This is a genomic window from Azospirillum brasilense (assembly GCF_007827815.1).
Classification (GTDB): Bacteria; Pseudomonadota; Alphaproteobacteria; order Azospirillales; family Azospirillaceae; genus Azospirillum; species Azospirillum brasilense_C.
In genome coordinates, this window is record NZ_VITH01000021.1 from 43,421 (window position 1) to 60,190 (window position 16,770).

11 protein-coding genes are annotated in these 16,770 nt (G+C 71.5%); 3 read left to right on the plus strand and 8 right to left on the minus strand.

The window, feature by feature from the left end:
- Positions 1 to 62 precede the first annotated feature (62 nt).
- Positions 63 to 1,226 carry an acyl-CoA dehydrogenase family protein gene (locus tag FBZ83_RS28780; RefSeq protein ID WP_035676557.1) on the plus strand — a complete coding sequence of 388 codons (1,164 nt, stop codon included), beginning with the start codon at positions 63 to 65 and terminating at the stop codon, positions 1,224 to 1,226.
- A 96-nt stretch (positions 1,227 to 1,322) separates the two neighbouring features.
- Positions 1,323 to 2,636: a tetratricopeptide repeat protein gene (locus FBZ83_RS28785; protein ID WP_145690184.1), complete on the plus strand. Its 1,314-nt coding sequence runs from the start codon at positions 1,323 to 1,325 to the stop codon at positions 2,634 to 2,636.
- A 28-nt stretch (positions 2,637 to 2,664) separates the two neighbouring features.
- On the opposite strand, the gene FBZ83_RS28790 is transcribed toward FBZ83_RS28785, so the two are convergent.
- Positions 2,665 to 4,575, minus strand: a complete 1,911-nt coding sequence (locus tag FBZ83_RS28790) for a tetratricopeptide repeat protein (protein WP_145690185.1) — start codon at positions 4,573 to 4,575, stop codon at positions 2,665 to 2,667.
- Between the two features lie 313 nt (positions 4,576 to 4,888).
- Between FBZ83_RS28790 and FBZ83_RS28795 the strand changes: the two genes are divergently transcribed.
- Positions 4,889 to 6,712: a tetratricopeptide repeat protein gene (locus FBZ83_RS28795; protein WP_186466217.1), complete on the plus strand. Its 1,824-nt coding sequence runs from the start codon at positions 4,889 to 4,891 to the stop codon at positions 6,710 to 6,712.
- A 31-nt stretch (positions 6,713 to 6,743) separates the two neighbouring features.
- Here FBZ83_RS28795 and FBZ83_RS28800 read toward each other — a convergent pair whose 3' ends face one another.
- The 7 genes from FBZ83_RS28800 to FBZ83_RS28830 all read right to left on the minus strand — a co-directional run bounded on the left by FBZ83_RS28800 (position 6,744) and on the right by FBZ83_RS28830 (position 16,768).
- On the minus strand, positions 6,744 to 8,660 hold the full coding sequence (locus tag FBZ83_RS28800; protein WP_145690187.1) for a tetratricopeptide repeat protein: 1,917 nt from the start codon (positions 8,658 to 8,660) through the stop codon (positions 6,744 to 6,746).
- 140 nt (positions 8,661 to 8,800) lie between these two features.
- Positions 8,801 to 9,877, minus strand: a complete 1,077-nt coding sequence (locus tag FBZ83_RS28805; RefSeq protein WP_145690188.1) for a PA0069 family radical SAM protein — start codon at positions 9,875 to 9,877, stop codon at positions 8,801 to 8,803.
- A 103-nt stretch (positions 9,878 to 9,980) separates the two neighbouring features.
- Complete coding sequence (locus FBZ83_RS28810) at positions 9,981 to 11,726, minus strand: tetratricopeptide repeat protein (RefSeq protein WP_145690214.1); 1,746 nt, start codon at positions 11,724 to 11,726, stop codon at positions 9,981 to 9,983.
- A 143-nt stretch (positions 11,727 to 11,869) separates the two neighbouring features.
- The gene (locus tag FBZ83_RS28815; RefSeq protein WP_145690189.1) at positions 11,870 to 12,865 is read right to left on the minus strand and encodes an aminoglycoside phosphotransferase; all 996 of its coding nucleotides are present in this window, start codon (positions 12,863 to 12,865) and stop codon (positions 11,870 to 11,872) included.
- Positions 12,862 to 13,398 (minus strand): molybdenum cofactor biosynthesis protein B, encoded by a 537-nt coding sequence (gene moaB, locus FBZ83_RS28820; protein ID WP_014197702.1) that lies wholly within the window; start codon positions 13,396 to 13,398, stop codon positions 12,862 to 12,864. The genes FBZ83_RS28815 and moaB overlap by 4 nt, the downstream gene beginning before the upstream one ends.
- 13 nt (positions 13,399 to 13,411) lie before the next feature.
- Positions 13,412 to 15,370, minus strand: a complete 1,959-nt coding sequence (locus FBZ83_RS28825) for a lytic transglycosylase domain-containing protein (RefSeq protein ID WP_145690190.1) — start codon at positions 15,368 to 15,370, stop codon at positions 13,412 to 13,414.
- A gap of 516 nt (positions 15,371 to 15,886) precedes the next feature.
- Positions 15,887 to 16,768, minus strand: a complete 882-nt coding sequence (locus FBZ83_RS28830; protein ID WP_145690191.1) for a uracil-DNA glycosylase — start codon at positions 16,766 to 16,768, stop codon at positions 15,887 to 15,889.
- Between the last annotated feature and the right edge of the window lie 2 nt (positions 16,769 to 16,770).

Below are 16,770 nucleotides of genomic sequence, written 5' to 3' on the forward strand. Positions count from 1 at the left end.
CCCAAAGCCTGAAACCCAAAGCCTGAAACACGGCAACAATCAATAAAGCAGGGTGACGAGACATGAAGACCAGCATCGGTCAGGGCTTCGACGAGATCCGCGACGCCGTGCGCGCGCTCTGCGCCGAATTCCCCAGCGAGTACCATCGCCGCATCGACGAGGAGCGCGGCTATCCCGAGGAATTCGTGGACGCGCTGACCAAGGCCGGCTGGATGGCCGCCCTGATTCCGGAGGAATACGGCGGCTCGGGCCTCGGCCTGACCGAAGCCTCCGTCATCATGGAGGAGATCAACCGCTCGGGCGGCAACTCCGGTGCCTGCCACGGCCAGATGTACAACATGAACACGCTGGTCCGGCATGGCTCGGAGGAGCAGCGCCGCCGCTACCTGCCGAAGATCGCGGCGGGCGAGTTGCGCCTCCAGTCGATGGGCGTCACCGAGCCGACCACCGGCACCGACACCACCCGCATCAAGACCCGCGCGGAGAAGAAGGGTGACCGCTACGTCATCAACGGGCAGAAGGTGTGGATCTCCCGCGTCCAGCATTCCGACCTGATGATCCTGCTCGCCCGCACCACGCCGCTCGATCAGGTGCGCAAGAAGTCGGAGGGCATGTCGATCTTCATCGTCGACATCAAGGAGGCGATGCAGAAGGGCATGACGGTCCAGCCCATCCGCAACATGGTCAACCATGAGACCAACGAGCTGTTCTTCGACAATCTGGAAATCCCCGCGGAGAACCTGATCGGCGAGGAAGGGCAGGGCTTCAAGTACATCCTGACCGGCCTCAACGCCGAACGGGTGCTGATCGCGGCGGAATGCATCGGCGACGGCTACTGGTTCATCGACAAGGTGTGCGACTACACCCGCGATCGTCAGGTGTTCGGCCGCCCGATTGCCCAGAACCAGGGCGTGCAGTTCCCCATCGCCGAGAGCTTCATCGAGGTGGAGGCCGCCAACCTGATGCGCTTCGAGGCCTGCCGCCTCTACGACGCCGGAGAACCCTGCGGCGCCCAGGCCAACATGGCGAAGTACCTCGCCGCCAAGGCCTCGTGGGAGGCGGCGAACGCCTGCCTGCAGTTCCACGGCGGCTTCGGCTTCGCCAGCGAATACGACGTGGAGCGCAAGTTCCGCGAGACCCGGCTGTATCAGGTGGCGCCCGTCTCGACCAACCTGATCCTGGCCTACGTCGCCGAGCACGTCCTGGACCTGCCGAAGTCCTACTGACCGGCCGCGGCGCGCGGTTGACAGCCGCGCGCTCAACCGGGCCTATGCTCGCAGTGTGGCCTCACCCCTTGGCCACGGCGCGCCAGGGAGCCGAGGATGGACCACGCACAGGCCACGACCACGCTGGAGGCCACCCTCGCGGCCAATCCGCGTGACGGTGTCGCCTGGAGCACGCTCGGCCATTTCCTCCGCCGCGCGGGAAAGCTGGAGGGCGCCATCGCCTGCCACCGGCGGGGGCTGGAGGTCGCTCCGGCCACCGCCAGCATCTGGAGCAACCTCGGCAACGCCCTGGCGGAGGCCGGTCGCTTCGACGAGGCGCTGGCCGCGCACGCGGAGGCGCTCCGCCTCGAACCGGACGTTCCGGCCTTCCTCTTCAACAACGCCGTGGCGTTGCGCAAGGCGGGACGCTTCAAGGACACGCTCGCGATGATCGGGCGGGCGGAGGCGGGCGGGACCCGCACGGCCGAGCTGCGGTGGGAGCGGGCGCTGACCCGCCTCCAGATCGGCGATTACGTCCACGGTTTCACGGATTACGAGGCCCGTCACGGGCTGGCCTCCTATCATGGCCGGCCGGCGTCGGACCGCGCCTGGAACGGCGGCCCGCTGGACGGGCGCACGCTGTTCCTGTCCACCGAGCAGGGGTTCGGCGACGCCATCCTGGCGGCGCGCTACGTGCCGCTGGTCACGGCGCAGCGCGGCCGGGTGCTGTACGAATGCCATCCGGAGCTGCGCCGGGTCCTTTCGGGATTGGGAGCCGTCGCCGTCCTGCCGCCGGGGGAGCCGCCGCCGGCCTTCGACGTCGAGGCGTCGCAGATGAGCCTGCCCGGGCTGTTCGGCACCACGCTGGCCTCGATCCCGCCGCCGGTGACCCTGGCCGTTCCGGACTCGTCCCGCGAAAAGGCCGCCCGGCGGCTCGGGGCGCGCGAGCCCGGCACGCTGCGCGTCGGGATCGTGTGGTCGGGGCGGGTGACCTTCGCCGACAACAGCCGGCGGGCCACCAGCCTCGCCCGCTTCCTGCGCTTCGCCGAGGTTCCCGGCGTCCGGCTCTACAGCCTTCAGAAAGGCCCGCCCGAAGCCGAACTCGCCGACAGCGGCGTCGCCGGTCATTTGGTGACTCCGCTCGGCCCCGACCTGGACGATTTCGCCGACACGGCGGCGATGCTGGAGCAGCTCGACCTCGTCATCATGACCGACAGTTCGGTGGCCCACCTCGCCGGGTCCCTCGGCACGCCGGTCTGGAACCTCGTGCAGCACGTCCCCTACTGGGTCTACGGCTTTGCCGGCGAACGCACCCCCTGGTACCCGACGATGCGCCTGTTCCGCCAGGGCCCCGACCAGGACTGGGACCCGGTGTTCGTCCGGGCGGCGGACGCTCTGCGCGACGAGGTCCGCCGCCGCACCGGCCGGTGACGGGGCCAGTCGGTGAAAAGGCCCGCGCTCAGCGTTCCGGAGGCGCCCCCTCCGCGTCACGCGCCAGCCAGGACCGCCACATCGCGCGGTAGGCCGCCTCGACCGACGCCGCGAAGCCGCGGTGGTCGTTGAGCGCCGAGCCCTCCATCCGCTCCCTCATGCCGCCGCGCAGCGCAACCAGCCGCGCCGTGTCGCCGGCCAGGGCGACGGCCGTTTCGACATAGCCGGCCTCGTCCGTGGCGATCAGCCCGGCCAGCCCGCAGTGGGTGAGCAGGCTGGCGCCGACCCGCGCGACGTGGTGGCCGCCGGCCAGCGTGATCACCGGCACCCCCATCCACAGCGCCTCGCAGGTCGTGGTGGTCCCGTTGTACGGGAACGGGTCGAGGCCGATGTCGATCCGGCCATAGGCCCGCAGATGGTCGTCGATGGCGCCCGTCGGGGGAAGCAGGTCGACGCGGCCGGGGTCCACCCCGTGGCCGGCAAAGCGCTGGAGATAGCGTTCGCGCGTCGGCGGGTCGTCGAAGGCGCGGCTCTTGAGGATCAGGCGGGCCGACGGCACGCGCGTCAGGATGGCCGACCAGACCCGCACCACCTCCGGCGTCACCTTGGCGGCGTTGTTGAACGACCCGAAGGTCACGAAGCCGTTGGCCAGCGCCGGAGGTTCCTCGCCCGCGGCGGCGGCGCGCAAGGGCTGGAAGGCGAGAAAGCCCCTGGGCAGGCGGACCAGCCGCTCGGCGTGCCAGGAGTCGGTCGGGCCCGGCGGATCGGCGACCGCGTCGGTCAGGCGGTGGTCGATCGCCGGCATGCCGGTGGTGTCGGGATAGCCCAGCCACGCGACCTGGACCGGGGCCGGCTTGCGGGCGAACAGCAGCGGTCGGGCGCGCGCCGTGTGGCCGGCCAGATCGACCAGGATGTCGATGCGGTCGCGCCCGACCAGCGCGGCGGCCGCCGCATCGTCCAGGGCCTCCAGCGACCGCCAGCCGTCGGCCAGACTCATCAGGCGGTCGGTCACCGCGTCGTGATGGTCCGAGGTGGCGTAGCAGACGATCTCGACCGCGCCGCGGTCGTGCGTGCGCAGCAGCGGTTCGATGAAATGGGCGCAGGCATGGGCGCGGAAATCGGGCGAGACGTAGCCCACCCGCAACCGGCGGTCCGGGGCGCGGTCGTTGGCGAACCGCCGGTCCCGCGGCATCAGCGGCCGGGCGTGCCGTTCGTTCCAGTGCGCGTGGGCGCGGGCGACGACCTCGGGCGGCACCCAGGGCGTGTAATGCAGGGCGAGCAGCAGGTTGGAGTGCAGCAGGGCCAGATCGGGAAAACGCTCGGTCCCGTCCTGGAAGGTCGCGATGGCCTCTGCGATCCGCCCCTGCTCCTTCAGCGCCTCGCCGAGGTTGACGACGGGTTGCGGCAGGTCGGGCTGCGCCCGGATCGCCGCCCGGTAGCCGTCCACGGCGCGGCTCGACTCCCCGCGGTCCCGGAACAGGTCGGCCATGTTGCTGTGCGCCCCGCCCATGCCGGGCTTCAGCCACACCGCCCGGCGGTAGGCGGTGAGCGCCCGGTCGGGCTGGCCGGTGGACTTCAGGAGGTTGCCGGCGTTGAACCAGGCGTCGGCGTAGTCCGGGCTCAGCGACAGCGCCACGCGCACCGTCGCCAGCGCTTCCGCCGTCCGGTCGAGGTCGGTCAGCGCGCAGGACAGGTTGCTGCGGATCGGCGCGTCGTCCGGCAGCGCCGCGACGGCTAGGCGGTAGCAGGCGGCGGCCTCCTCATTCCGGCCCATGCCGCGCAGAAGGATGGCCAGATTGTTGTTGGCGTGGGCGTGTCCGGGATCGTCGCGCAGGATCGCCCGGTATGCCGCCTCGGCGGCGTCGAGCCGGCCGGCCTGATGATGGGCCAGGGCGGCGGCGAAGCTCCGCGCCTCCGCCGCCACGACGTCGGCCGTCATGCCGCGCCCCGCGAAACGGACGGGCCGCCGGGCATCGGGAACCGCGGGCAACGACCGGGATCAAGCCCTCGACGATCGCGGCTGTCTCGGCACGCCCCCATCCTCACCCTTTCCCGTCGCTGTCCGGCAGCGGGCGATTTCGCCCTTCGGGAAGGTGCGACAACTGCGCGGCGCGTTCCAGCGGAATCGAGCGGCCGGCACCGCGGCGCGGGCTGTGGATCGGCGTCCGCGTTCTGCTATTCTGCCGTCCCAGGCCGGGGCGCGGCCGGCGCGCGGCCGGCTCCTCCGGAACGCATCGACACAGCACGGACGCATGGCCTTCCCGACCAAAGCCACCCTTGATCGACCCGATCCGGCCGCGCTCGTCGCGGCGGGGCTCGCCCATCACGGGGCCGGTCGGCTGGCCGAAGCGGAAGGCGCCTACCGGCGGGTGCTCGCCGACCATCCCCGTCATCCCGGCGCCCTGCATCTGCTGGGTGCGCTGGCGCTTCAGGCCGGCCGGCCGGGCGAGGCCGTGGAGTGGATGAGGCAGGCCATCCGCTCCGCCCCCGACAACGCGGCCGGCTTCTCCAACCTCGCCAGCGCGCTGCGCCGCCTCGGCCGGCGCGACGAGGCCGTGGCCTGCTGCCGGCGCGCCCTGGTGCTGGACGCCGGCTCCGCCGACGCGCTCAACAACGTCGCGAACGTGCTGTCGGATCAGGGCCGGCACGGTGACGCCGCGACCGCGCTGCGCCGGCTGCTGCGCCTCAAGCCCCAACTGACCGACCAGCGGCTTCTGCTCGCGCAGGCGCTCATCCTGGACGGCCGCGCCGAGGCGGCGATCGAGGAGCTGATGGTCCTCCTCGGCAGGACGCCGTCTTCGGTCGCCGCCTACGCCAACCTGGGCATGGCCCACCGCCGTCTCGGCCGGGCCGAGGAGGCGGTGCGCTACTACCGCTGCGCGCTCGGCTTTGCGCCGGGTGATCCCGGCGTCCTCAACAACCTCGGCGTCACGCTCCAGGATCTCGGGCGGCTCGACGAGGCGGTGGCCTGCTTCCGGCAATCCATCGCGATGCAGCCGGACGCCGCGCACACCCATCTCAACCTCGGGCTGGCGGCCCGCGACCTGATGCGGATCGACGAGATGATCGCCCTGACGCGGTCCGCGGTCCGGCTCGACCCCGCCCTGGCGGAGGCGCACACCGCGCTGAGCTTCGCGCTTCTCATCAAGGGCGAGTTGGAGGAGGGGTTCGCCGAGTATGAATGGCGCTCGCGCATGGCCGACTTCCCGTCGCCCCGGCGCAGCTTCGCCTCACCCCCCTGGGACGGCTCCGACCTCACCGGCCGGACCCTGCTGGTCCATGACGAGCAGGGGGTGGGCGACACCATCATGTTCGCCCGCTTCGCCCCGCAGCTCCAGGCGCGGGGTGTGCGCGTCGTCATCGAGTGCAACAGCCAGCTCGTCCGTCTGCTCTCCGCCATGCCGGGCATCGAGGGCGTGGTCAGCCGGTTCGACCCGCCGCCGCCGCACGACGCGCACGACGCCCTGGCCAGCCTGCCGCACCGGCTCGGCACCATGCTCTACACGATTCCCGCCGACACCCCCTATCTGCGCGCCGAGCCGGAACTGGTGACACGCTGGGCGACGCGCCTGGGGTCGCCGGGTCCGCGCACGGGGCCGCGGGAGAGGCTTCGGGTGGGGCTGGTGTGGGCGGGAAACCCCGGCTTCAAGGCCGACCGCATCCGTTCGCCGCGCCTGAAGGCGTTCCTTCCACTGCTGGACGTTCCGGGCGTCGAGGTCTTCGGCCTGCAGAAGGGGGCGGGACGGCAGGACCTGGAGACCTGCGGGCCGCTGCCGCCGTCCTTCACCGACCTCGGCGATGAGATTTCGGACTTCGCCGACACCGCGGCGATCATGGAAAACCTCGACCTCGTCATCAGCTCCTGCACGGGGCCGGCCCATTTGGCCGGAGCGCTCGGCCGCCCGGTCTGGACGGTGCTGCCCTTCGCCCCCGACTGGCGCTGGCTGGACCAGGGGATGTGCACGCCGTGGTACCCGACCATGCGCCTGTTCCGCCAGGACCGGCGCGGCGACTGGGCGCCCGTCGTCGGCCGCGTCCGCGCCGCTCTACAGGCCCTCGCGCGGTCCCGCCCGTAACCCGTCGCGCAAGGGCGTCAGGGCGTAAACATCAAGGAGTCCAGGGTTCGAAGGGCCGGATGCGGCGGGCAGCGACGTCCGGCTCGACGAACAGGCGGGCGCGGGTGTTGAGTCGGGCGGCAAGGACGCTGAAGCCGCTGGCGGCGCTGGTGCCGACCACGTCGGCGTTCATCAGCACGTGGAAGTCCTGGAGGAAGTCCAACCCAACCCATTCCTCCACGACGTCGGCCCGGGTCAGGGGGTGGAACTCCGCGAAGGCGTGCCGGACCGCCGGGACGTCGTCGCTGGCCAGATAGAGCACCGGCCGGTCGAGACGCGGCCACCAGTCGCGCAGCCAGTCGACGTACCAGGCGGTCTCGGTGATCGGGTAGTTGGACGTCACGAAGTCGCCGCGCCGGATGTGGAGCGCGACCACCGTGTTCCCCGCCGCCCGCAACCGCTCGACCGCCGGGGCGAGTTGCGGGTCCCAGACCCGGCGCGGCCTCAGCCAGGACTGGACCCGCTGCCGGTAGTCCTGCTTGTGCTCGAACAGGAACAGGGGCGAGAGGATGTCGCGGTCGGCGATCGGCGCCCGTTCCGTGGCGCCGCTGACCAGATCGTTGAGGGTGCGGCGGGCGAACAGCAGCGGCGGCAGCGGACCGCTCTGCGGCGGATCGTTCAGCTCGAAGAAGGCGCCGCCCACCCAGTCGGGAGTTTCCAGCACGAAGCCGTGCTTCTCGGCGTAGAGCCGGACCAGGATGTATTCCAGGACGGTGTGGGCGAAGCGGCCCCGGGTGGCCAGGGACGAGGAGGTCACGCGCGGTGGCCGGTGCCCGCCGTCCGCCCCCACGGAGGCCGGGCGGACCAGCTGAAGCCCCTGATCGGCCAGGGTCGCGCGCAAGGCGGCGAGCGACTTCACGGTGAAGAACCAGCCGTTGTCCCCGCGAACCGCCGCCAGCCGGTCGCGGGCGGTTCCGGGGGCGCCGTCCCGCAGGTCGAGCGCGGCGAGCGCGGTCAGGCATTCCCCGCGATAGGTCACGCCGCTGAGCGGCGCCGAGGCCAGCCGGGTGAAGAACGCCCGCCCCTCGGCCAGCCGGTTGCCGCGCAGGAAGAGGTTGCTCAGCAGCTCGATGCTGAGGGAGACATCGACGCCGGGGATCGGCAGGCTTGCGATCAATTCGCCTTCGGCCTCGGCCAGCCGGCCCAGATCGCTCAGCACCGTCGCCACCCGCAGATGGGCGAGCCCGAGCCCAAGCCGCGCCGACCGCCGGTAGGCGTTCAGTGCCCGTTGCGGATCGCCGTGGGCGTACAGGGCGTTGCCGACATTGTACCAGTAATCCGGGCTGGCCGGGCTGAGCGCCAGCGCGCGCCGCAGGCTGGCCCGTGCCGCATCGTCGCCGCCGCGTTCGAGCAGGGTGTTGCCCAGATTCATGTGGGCGGGCGCCAGATCGGCCTTGACCGCGATGGCGCGGACCAAGCTGTCCACCGCCTCGTCGAGTTGGCCGGCGCGACGGAAAACCACCCCCAGATCGTGATGGACCTCGGCCAGACCGGGATCGAGGCGGGCGGCACGGCGCAGCGCTTGAACGGCTTGCGGCGTACCGGCATCGCCCTTTGCCTGGAAAGCGTCGCCGAGGTTGCGCCAAGCCTGCGGGTGGGCTGGATCGAAGAGGGTCAGCCGCCGCCAGTCGGCCATGGCCCCCGCGGAATCGCCGGCCTTGTCCAGCATGATCGCCCGGTTGGCGCGCGCCTCGATCCAGCCGGGATTGAGCCGGAGCGCCCGCCCGATCAGCGTCAGTCCCGCGGCAGCCCGGCCGGTCTGCCACGCGGCCATGCCGAGCAGATACACGGCGTTGGGGTTCGCCGGGTCGGCTTCCATGATGCGGCGATAGAGAACCGCCGCCTCGGAAACGCGGCCGGCGCGATGATCGGCGAAGGCCTTGGCCAGGATTTCACCGATCGTGGCCATTACCCTCTCCCTCAATCTTCGAACCGCAACCCGGATTATCGACCCCCTTGCGGGCGTGTTCAGGCGGCCGAAGGTAGCCCAGCCACGGCCGGCCGATCAACTCGGAGCGGGCCGGATGGCTCCTGTGCAGGACGGAACGGTCAAAACATCGTCAACTGCTCGCCCCGCGCCGGAGGGGGCTTGAAGTCGGCGCAATTGAGGGCGGCGTCGCGGGCGTTGAGGCCGAGGCGCCGGCAGGCCAGCTTGAACCGCTTCGACAGCAGCTCCGCCACCGGGCCGGAGCCCTTCATGCGGCTGCCGAACTGCGATTGGTACAAGTTTCCCTCGCGGCACTGGCGGATCAGGCTGAGCACCCGTTCGGCGCGGTTGGGCGCGTGCTCGCGCAGCCACTCCTCGAACAGGTCTTTGATCTCCAGCGGCAGGCGCAGCAGGATGTAGTTGGCCTGCGTCGCCCCGGCCTCCGCCGCCGCGGTCAGGATGGCTTCCATCTCATGGTCGGTGAGCCCCGGGATCATCGGGCTGGCCAGCACCGCCACCGGCACGCCGGCCGCCGTCAGCTCACGCATGGCGGCGAGGCGCCGGGCGGGCGTGCTGGCCCGCGGCTCCATCCGGCGGGCGAGGTCGCGGTCGAGCGTGGTGACCGACAGCGCGACGTTGACCAGCCCCTTGGCCGCCATCGGCGCCAGGATGTCGAGGTCGCGCAGGACCAGCGCCGACTTGGTGATGATCATCACCGGCTGGTTGAAGTCGCGGCAGACCTCCAGCACGGCGCGGGTGATGCGCTGCTCCCGCTCGACGGGCTGGTAGGGATCGGTGTTGGCGCCGAGCGCCAGCGGCTGGCAGTGGTAGGACTTGGCCCTCAGCTCCGCCGCCAGAAGCTCCGCCGCACGGGCCTTGCGGAAAATCTTCGTCTCGAAATCCAGCCCCGGCGACAGGCCGAGATAGGCGTGGGTCGGCCGGGCGAAGCAATAGATGCAGGCGTGCTCGCAGCCCCGGTAGGGGTTCACCGACCGTTCGAAGATCACATCGGGCGACGTGTTCTTCGACAGGACCGAGCGGGCGGTGTCGTCGAAGACCTGGGTCGGGACGGTCTCCGTCACCGCCTCGTTCCCGCCCCAGCCGTCGTCGGCCAGCACCCGCGTCTCCCGCTCGTAGCGGGAGGCCATGTTGCTGATCGCCCCGCGTCCTTTCAGGGCCTGCCGCGGAATTTCGTCCATGGCGGCAGGATAGCCGCAGCCAAATGGAACGTAAAGTGAACATTTGGCGCCCCGCCTCGGTCTTTCTCCCGGCGAAAGAAGGAGGAGGCGGGAGCGGCGGGCCTCACTGGCTCTTGGGCGCGGCGGCCTCGGCGGCCTTGGGGTCCACCAGTCCCTTGTCCAGCTTGGCCCGGATGTCCTCCTTCTGCGGCTCCTCCTCCGCGGTGCGGAGCGCGCGGGTCCATTGGAAGCGGGCCTCGTTGCGGCGCCCGACGCGCCAATACGCGTCGCCCAGATGGTCGTTGATGGTGGAGTCGGTCGGCTTCAGCTCCACCGCGCGCTCCAGCTTCTCCACCGCCCCTTCGAAATCGCCGGTGCGGTAGAGCGCCCAACCGAGGCTGTCGACGATGTAGCCGTCCTTGGGGCGCAGGGCGACGGCCTTCTCGATCATCTTTTTGGCCTCCTCCAGGTTCAGCCCGCGGTCGACGTAGCTGTAGCCCAGATAGTTCAGCAGGAAGGCCTCGTCCGGCTTCAGCGCCAGCGCCGCCCGCAGGTCGCGCTCGGCGTCCGGCCAGCGGTCCACCTTGTCGTAGGACATGGCGCGGGCGTAGAGCACCGCCCAATGCCGCTCCTCCGGCGTGCCGATGCGCTCCAGCGCCTTGCTGTAGCTGTCGGCGGCCTCGCCGTAGCGCTTGGCGACGCGGTACAGGTCGCCCAGCCGAATCAGCGCGTCGGTCCGCTCGGGACGCTCGGCGGACAGCGCGGAGAAGGCGGCGATGGCGTCGTCGGTGCGCTCCAGCCGGGCGAGGCTCTCGGCGGCGCGCAGCCGGGCGGTCCAGCCCAGCACCGGGTCGGTCTCCAGCGCCTGGAACTCGACCAGCGCGTCGCTGTGGTGGTCGCGGTTCTCCATGATGTCGCCGATCATCAGCCGCGCCAGGGACAGGTCGGGACGCAGATGCAGGGCGATCCGCCCGAACAGCAGGGCGGTCTCCTCCGCCCCCTCGTGGTGGATGGCGCTGCCCAGGTCGAACAGGGCCTCCGCCAGCCCCTGCTTGGCGTCGGACACCACCGGGGCGGCGGTCTTGCCCTCGTCCAGCGCCTTCAGCGCCGGCTCGACCATCAGGCTGTCGGGGTTGCCGGCGCGGAAGGACTCGTAGAGCTTGCGGGCCTCGTCCTTGCGGCCGGTGCGCTCGTAGAAGCTGCCGACGATCTGGATGACGCGCAGCGGCGCCTCCTTGTCGAGCACGCGGGCGAAGCGCTCCGCGGCGGCGTCCTTGCGCCCGCCCAGCTCCAGCACCAGACCGGCGTGCAGGTCATGCAGGGCAGCGAAGCCGCTGGCGGCGGACAGCGGCTCCAGCGCCTTCAGCGCCGCGTCGGTCTTGCCCTCCGCGGCGGCCAGCCAGGCGTCGATCAGCGGGCCGATGTATTTCGCCATGCCTTCCTTGGGCATGCGCGCGGCCATGGCCTTGGCCTCCTTCAGCTTGCCGCGAGCCAGATTGTCCGAGGCCAGCAGGGCGATGGCCATCTGCGGGTCGTTGTCCTGCTCCAGCAGCCGCTTGGCGAGGTCGATGGCGGCGTCGAACTGCCCCTCGCCCAGCTTCAGCAGGTAGGTGCGGCGCAGCAGCGTCAGGTCGCCGGGGTCGGCGGACAGGGCGTGCGCCATGAACAGGGCGGCGGCGGCCCAATCGTCCTGGCGCTGGGCGAAGCGCCCGGCCAGATAGCTGCCGGTCGCCGAGGTCAGCGACGGGCGTTCTGCCGCCGGCGGGGCTGCGGCGACGGCGCTGCCGGCCGGCAGGAGGCCCGCCGAGGAGAGGAGCAGGGCGCCAAACGCCGTCCGACCAAATCGGGCCCGCACAAATCGGAATGTCATCATGCCGCGTCCACCTGCACGCCTACGGAGTCTGGATCGGGAAAGCCTGAGGCTCGAACCCTTAGTCTAGCATCAACCGCCGGCAAGGGTTAACACGCTGCGGGCCGAGCCATCGCATGTCTCGGCCGCCCGGCGCCCTCCGGTCAACGCCACTCGGCGGCGACCCGCCGGATGATCTCCGGACGCAGGACGTCGACCGCGTGGGCGTCCATGTGGGCCGCCAGCGACTCCGGCATGTCCGGCGACAGGGCGGCGCCCTCCACCCGCCAGCGGGCCATCCAGGACAAGGTGCGCAGCCAGGTCAGCCGGCGCAAGGGCCGGCGCCACGGGCGCACCGTCTCGGCCAGCGCGGGCGGCACCGCCGCCTCCCAGGCCGCGTGGAACGCCGCGACCTCGTCGGTGGCCAGGACCGCCGCGACCTCCCGCTCCCACTTGGTCGAGGTGTAGAGGCTGGCGTGGGCGAGATCGATGGCCGGGTGGCCGTACTGGGCCTTCTCCAGGTCGGTGAACCACGCCTTGCCGGCGGCGTCGATCAGGAAATTGCCTGGATGGACGTCGCTGCCGACCAGCGTGACCGCGAGCGGCGCCGTGCCGCGGAAGGCGCGGGCGTCGTCGAGTTCCCGCTCCAGCAGGGCGAGGGCGTCCGGCGCCAGCCCGGCGCGCTCGAACCACACCGCCTGCCGCTCCACCTGGGCCAGGGTCGCCGCCACCGGGTCGGCGGGGGCGGGCAGGGGCGCACGCGCGTCGTCCGGCGGCAGGGGCAGGGCGTGCAGGGCGGCGAGCGCCCGCGCGATGGCCGGCATGTCGCCCGGCAGGCGCGGCGGGCGTCCGACGATCTCCGTCACCACCAGCGCGCCCATGGGCAGCTCCGGCCCCGGCGGCAGGACGGCGGCAAGCTCCGGCGTGTGGCCGCCGGGGGCGGCGCGGCGGAAGGCGGTGGCCTGCTGCTCCAGATTGGCGAAAGGGTCGAGCCCGAGCTGGCTCCAGCGCGGGACGCGGGCGACCAGGCCCTTCCCCGCCAGCCGCACATGGTCGTGCGCCACGCCGCGGCGCGGCATCGGCTCCAGCGCTTCCGAGGGCAGACCGGCGAAGGCCGGCAGCCGCGTCAGCGCGCCGAACAGACCGGTGGTGTCGGTCACACCTGATGCTCGCGCAGGCGCGGCATCAGTTCGACGAGGTTGCAGGGGCGGTGCCGGTTGTCGAGTTGGAAGACCAGGATGTCGTCCCAGGCGTCGCGGCAGGCGCTGGGCGAGCCGGGGAGGGCGAAGATGTAGGTGCCGTTGGCGACCCCGCCGGTCGCCCGGCTCTGGATCGTCGAGGTGCCGACCTTGGCGTAGCTGAGCTGGCGGAACAGCTCCCCGAAGCCGGGGATCGCCTTGTCGAACAGGGCCTCCACCGCTTCCGGCGTGACGTCGCGGCCGGTCACGCCGGTGCCGCCGGTGGTCAGCACCACGTCGATCTCCGGATCGGCGATCCAGGCCTGGACCTGGGCGCGGATGGCGGCGACGTCATCCTTCACGATGGCGCGGGCGCCCAGCCGGTGGCCGGCGCCGGCCAGCCGCTCCGCCAGCGCGTCGCCCGAACGGTCGTCGGCGGGCGTGCGCGTGTCGGACACGGTCATGACCGCGATGTTGACGGGCAGGAACGGACGGGATTCGTCGATCTTCGGCATGGTGGGGCTTCGGTCAGGGGGCGTCGCCGTGCTGCGCGACCTGTGTGGACCGGGCCGCCGGGAAGACATCCACCGGCATATAGACCGGCCAGCCGCCCGCCGCAACGGCGTCCAGCGATTCGATTTCCTGCCCCAACCGCAGTCGGTAGATCCAGAAGTTGGCGACGACCTTCTCGACGTAGTTCCGCGTCTCGGCGTAGGGCAGGCTCTCGATGAAGAGCAGCGGGTCGTCACCGATGTCCGACAGGTCCCGCCGCCAGCGCGCCAGTGTGCCGGGGCCGGCGTTGTAGGCGGCGGCCAGCAGGAACAGGTTGTTGCCGATGTCCTGGCTGTTCAGCAGCTCCGCCATGTAGCGCTGCCCAAGCTCCATGTTGGTGGAGGGGTCGAACAGGCCGGTGCGGCCGGCGTCGGCCTCGCCGATGTCGGCGTTGCGCTCCTGCACATGCTGGGCGGTGGCCGGCATGATCTGCATCAGGCCGGTGGCCCCGGCGGAACTGACCAGCCGCGGGTCAAAGCGCGATTCCTGGCGCATCACCGCGAAGACCAGCGCGCGGTCCACGGCGAAGCCGTCGCGCGGCTTCCAGTGCGGCACCGGGTAGAGGGCCGCCGTGTAGGGTGCGCCGTCCGGTCCGGCCACCGCGTTGCCGACCTGGAGCGCCAGCCCCGGCAGCCCGGCGCGGTCGGCCAGCGCCACCAGCGCCTGCTCGGCCAGCGCGTCGCCGCGCGGGTGGATGCGGCGCAGTTCCAGCTCCGCCGCCTCGCGCTGGCCGGCCTGGATCAGGGCGATGGCGCGGGTGCCGCCGGGCAGGGCGGACAGCGCCTTCAGATGGTCCCCGGTCAGCTCCGGCGTGCGCCAGTTGAGGTCGCCCGAACCGCCCAGCTTGCGGTGGGCGAGCAGCCCATAGAAGGTGTGCGGGTAGCGCGCCGCGGCGGCCAGATGGACGCGGGCCTGCTCCTCGCGGCCCCGGCGGGCGTGGGCGCGGGCGGCCCAGAAATCGGCGGCGGAAGCCAGCCAGGGCGATCGCGGTCCAGCCTCGGCCAGATTGGTGAAGTGGCGGGCGGCGCGGTCGTACTGCTTCAGCCGCCAGGCGGCGAGGCCGGCGATCCAATGCGCCTCCGTCAGGGCCGGGCCGGAACGGGCGGCGCTGGCCGAGGCCAGCGACAGCGCCTGTGTCACGTCGCCGGAATAATAGAGCGAAGCGGCGATGCGCGCCCGCGCCTGGTCGTACTGCACCGGGTCGAGGCTGCGTCCGAAGTCGTCCTGGTTGAGCAGGGCGAGCGCGGCCCCCGGCTTGCCGGCGCGCAGCAGCTCGGTCACGCGGGACGGGGTGGCGGGAGTGCTGCGGCTGGCGGTGCGGCTGCGCGGGGCGACGGTGAGCCTCGCCTTGTCCTCGGCCGCCTCGGCGCTCTTGTCCGGGTCGGACGGGTCCTCGTCGGAGACGGTTTCCGGCAGCGGTTCCGGCCGCAGGCCGCCCAGCCGCTCCAGCGATCCGGTCAGCCGCTCGCCGTCGCCGCCGCGCGGCGGCTTCAGGGCGCGCTGCTGGCCGGCGGGGGCGCGGCGCTGGGCCAGGGCGTGGATGCGCTCGGCGCCCGGCAGGTCGCCGTAGCGCTGGAGCCAGCCGGCCAATTCGTCGTAGCTCGCCTTGCGGTCGGGGTGCAGGTAGCGCTGGCGCAGCACATGGCCCATCAGGCGACGGTCGTGCAGCAGGCGGATTTCCCAGTCGGCACCTTCCCACTCGCCCCGTTCCTGCAGGGCGAAGATGCGCCGGTAATGGCGGGCATCCTCTTCCGTCAACTGCAGGGCACGCGCGTCGGCGTCCGTCGCCAGCAGCAGGTTCTGCTCGGCACGATCGAATCCCGGCGGGACGACGGGGCGCCCATCCGGTGCGTGGATCACAAGGCCGGCCTGGGCCGGGCGATAGCCGCCCGTCGGGTCGGGCGCCGCGCACAGCGCCAACGCCACTCCCGCCATTCCCAGGACCTTCCGCCGCAGCGAGACGGTGTTTGCTGCGCTGCACAATATCCGGAACATGGTATTCGAATAACCGCAGTGGACGGGAATCGCAAGAAGATGATTCCCCAACAGCGGTCGAGGCTGTCTGTTCGCAAGGGTTTTCAGCAACTTAGTGGGGGCGGAAAAATGGCCCTAGCCCGGTGGGAAGACCCGTTTGGCGCAAGGTCATGGGCCTTTCTGTCCGGATTGGCGCAACGGCATAGCGGCGACTTGGTAAACCAATCCGATCTTTCGAAGTACTTGAGCAATGTTTGGAATGTCTACGGATCTCGAATGTTCGAAGGAGCGTGCAAGAATAAACGCAATAAGCGGGACATTTTAGAAATCAGCGCTGTTAACCATCGTGAAGGCGTGCTCCCACCCCGGCCCTCCCCCTCTGCGAGGGAGAGCGTGCCTTACGCGAAGCGACGTCCGTCCCCTCCCCTGCGCAGCGGGGGAGGGTTAGGGTGGGGGAAAAACGACGATTGCGCTGACTCAGCCCGGAAAACGCTGGCGCAGTGTCAGCAGGTCGCGCCACGCCTCGCGCTTGGCGATCGGGTTGCGCAGCAGATAGGCCGGGTGCAGCATCGGCAGGACCGGCACCGGGCCGGACAGGCCGGCGGAGGCGTAGTCGAACCAGCGGCCGCGCAGGCGGGTGATGCCCTCCGCCCGGTTGAGCAAGGTCTTGGCGGAGGTGCCGCCCAGCGGCACCAGAACCTTCGGCCCGATCAGCTCGACGTGCCGTTCCAGGAAGGGCAGGCAGGCGGCGATCTCCGCCTGGGTCGGCGACCGGTTGCCGGGTGGACGCCAGGGCAGGATGTTGCTGATGTAGACCGTGCCGCGGTCGAGTCCCGCCTGGGCCAGCATGCGGTCGAGCAGCTTGCCGCTGACCCCGACGAAGGGCTTGCCCTGCCGGTCCTCGTCCTCGCCCGGCGCCTCGCCGATCAGCATGATGTCCGCGGCGGGGTTGCCGTCGGCGAAGACCGTGTTCATCGCCGTCGCCTTCAACGGGCAGCCGTCGAAGGCGCGCAAGGCCGCTTCCAACTCCTCCAGGCTGCGCGCCTCGGCGGCGCGGGCGCGGGCGCTCGCCCCGGCCTCGCTGGCGCCCAGCGGCAGATCCGCCGCCGTGGGTGCGCCGAACATCGACGCGCCGGAGGGACCACCGAACGCCGCCCCCCCGAACGCCGACCGCGGCGTCGCCGCCGGGGCGGGGCGCGCCGCGGCGGGCGGCAGTGCCGAGGCGCCGGCCGGCGCGCGCGCCACCGCCGGCCGGGCGGCCAGCGTCGCCCAGTCCAGGGGCTCGTCCCCGATGGCTTCGTCGCACCCGATGTCGACGTGCCAGCGCAGGGCGGCGAGGATGTCGGATTGGTCAATCATCG

Coding starts and splice junctions, on each gene's coding strand:
- FBZ83_RS28810 (WP_145690214.1), bottom strand. CDS start 11,726: ATGACATTCCGATTTGTGCGGGCCCGATTTGGTCGGACGGCGTTTGGC.
- FBZ83_RS28825 (WP_145690190.1), bottom strand. CDS start 15,370: ATGGCGGGAGTGGCGTTGGCGCTGTGCGCGGCGCCCGACCCGACGGGC.
- FBZ83_RS28785 (WP_145690184.1), top strand. CDS start 1,323: ATGGACCACGCACAGGCCACGACCACGCTGGAGGCCACCCTCGCGGCC.
- FBZ83_RS28795 (WP_186466217.1), top strand. CDS start 4,889: ATGGCCTTCCCGACCAAAGCCACCCTTGATCGACCCGATCCGGCCGCG.
- FBZ83_RS28805 (WP_145690188.1), bottom strand. CDS start 9,877: ATGGACGAAATTCCGCGGCAGGCCCTGAAAGGACGCGGGGCGATCAGC.
- moaB (WP_014197702.1), bottom strand. CDS start 13,398: ATGCCGAAGATCGACGAATCCCGTCCGTTCCTGCCCGTCAACATCGCG.
- FBZ83_RS28830 (WP_145690191.1), bottom strand. CDS start 16,768: ATGATTGACCAATCCGACATCCTCGCCGCCCTGCGCTGGCACGTCGAC.
- FBZ83_RS28780 (WP_035676557.1), top strand. CDS start 63: ATGAAGACCAGCATCGGTCAGGGCTTCGACGAGATCCGCGACGCCGTG.
- FBZ83_RS28800 (WP_145690187.1), bottom strand. CDS start 8,660: ATGGCCACGATCGGTGAAATCCTGGCCAAGGCCTTCGCCGATCATCGC.
- FBZ83_RS28790 (WP_145690185.1), bottom strand. CDS start 4,575: ATGACGGCCGACGTCGTGGCGGCGGAGGCGCGGAGCTTCGCCGCCGCC.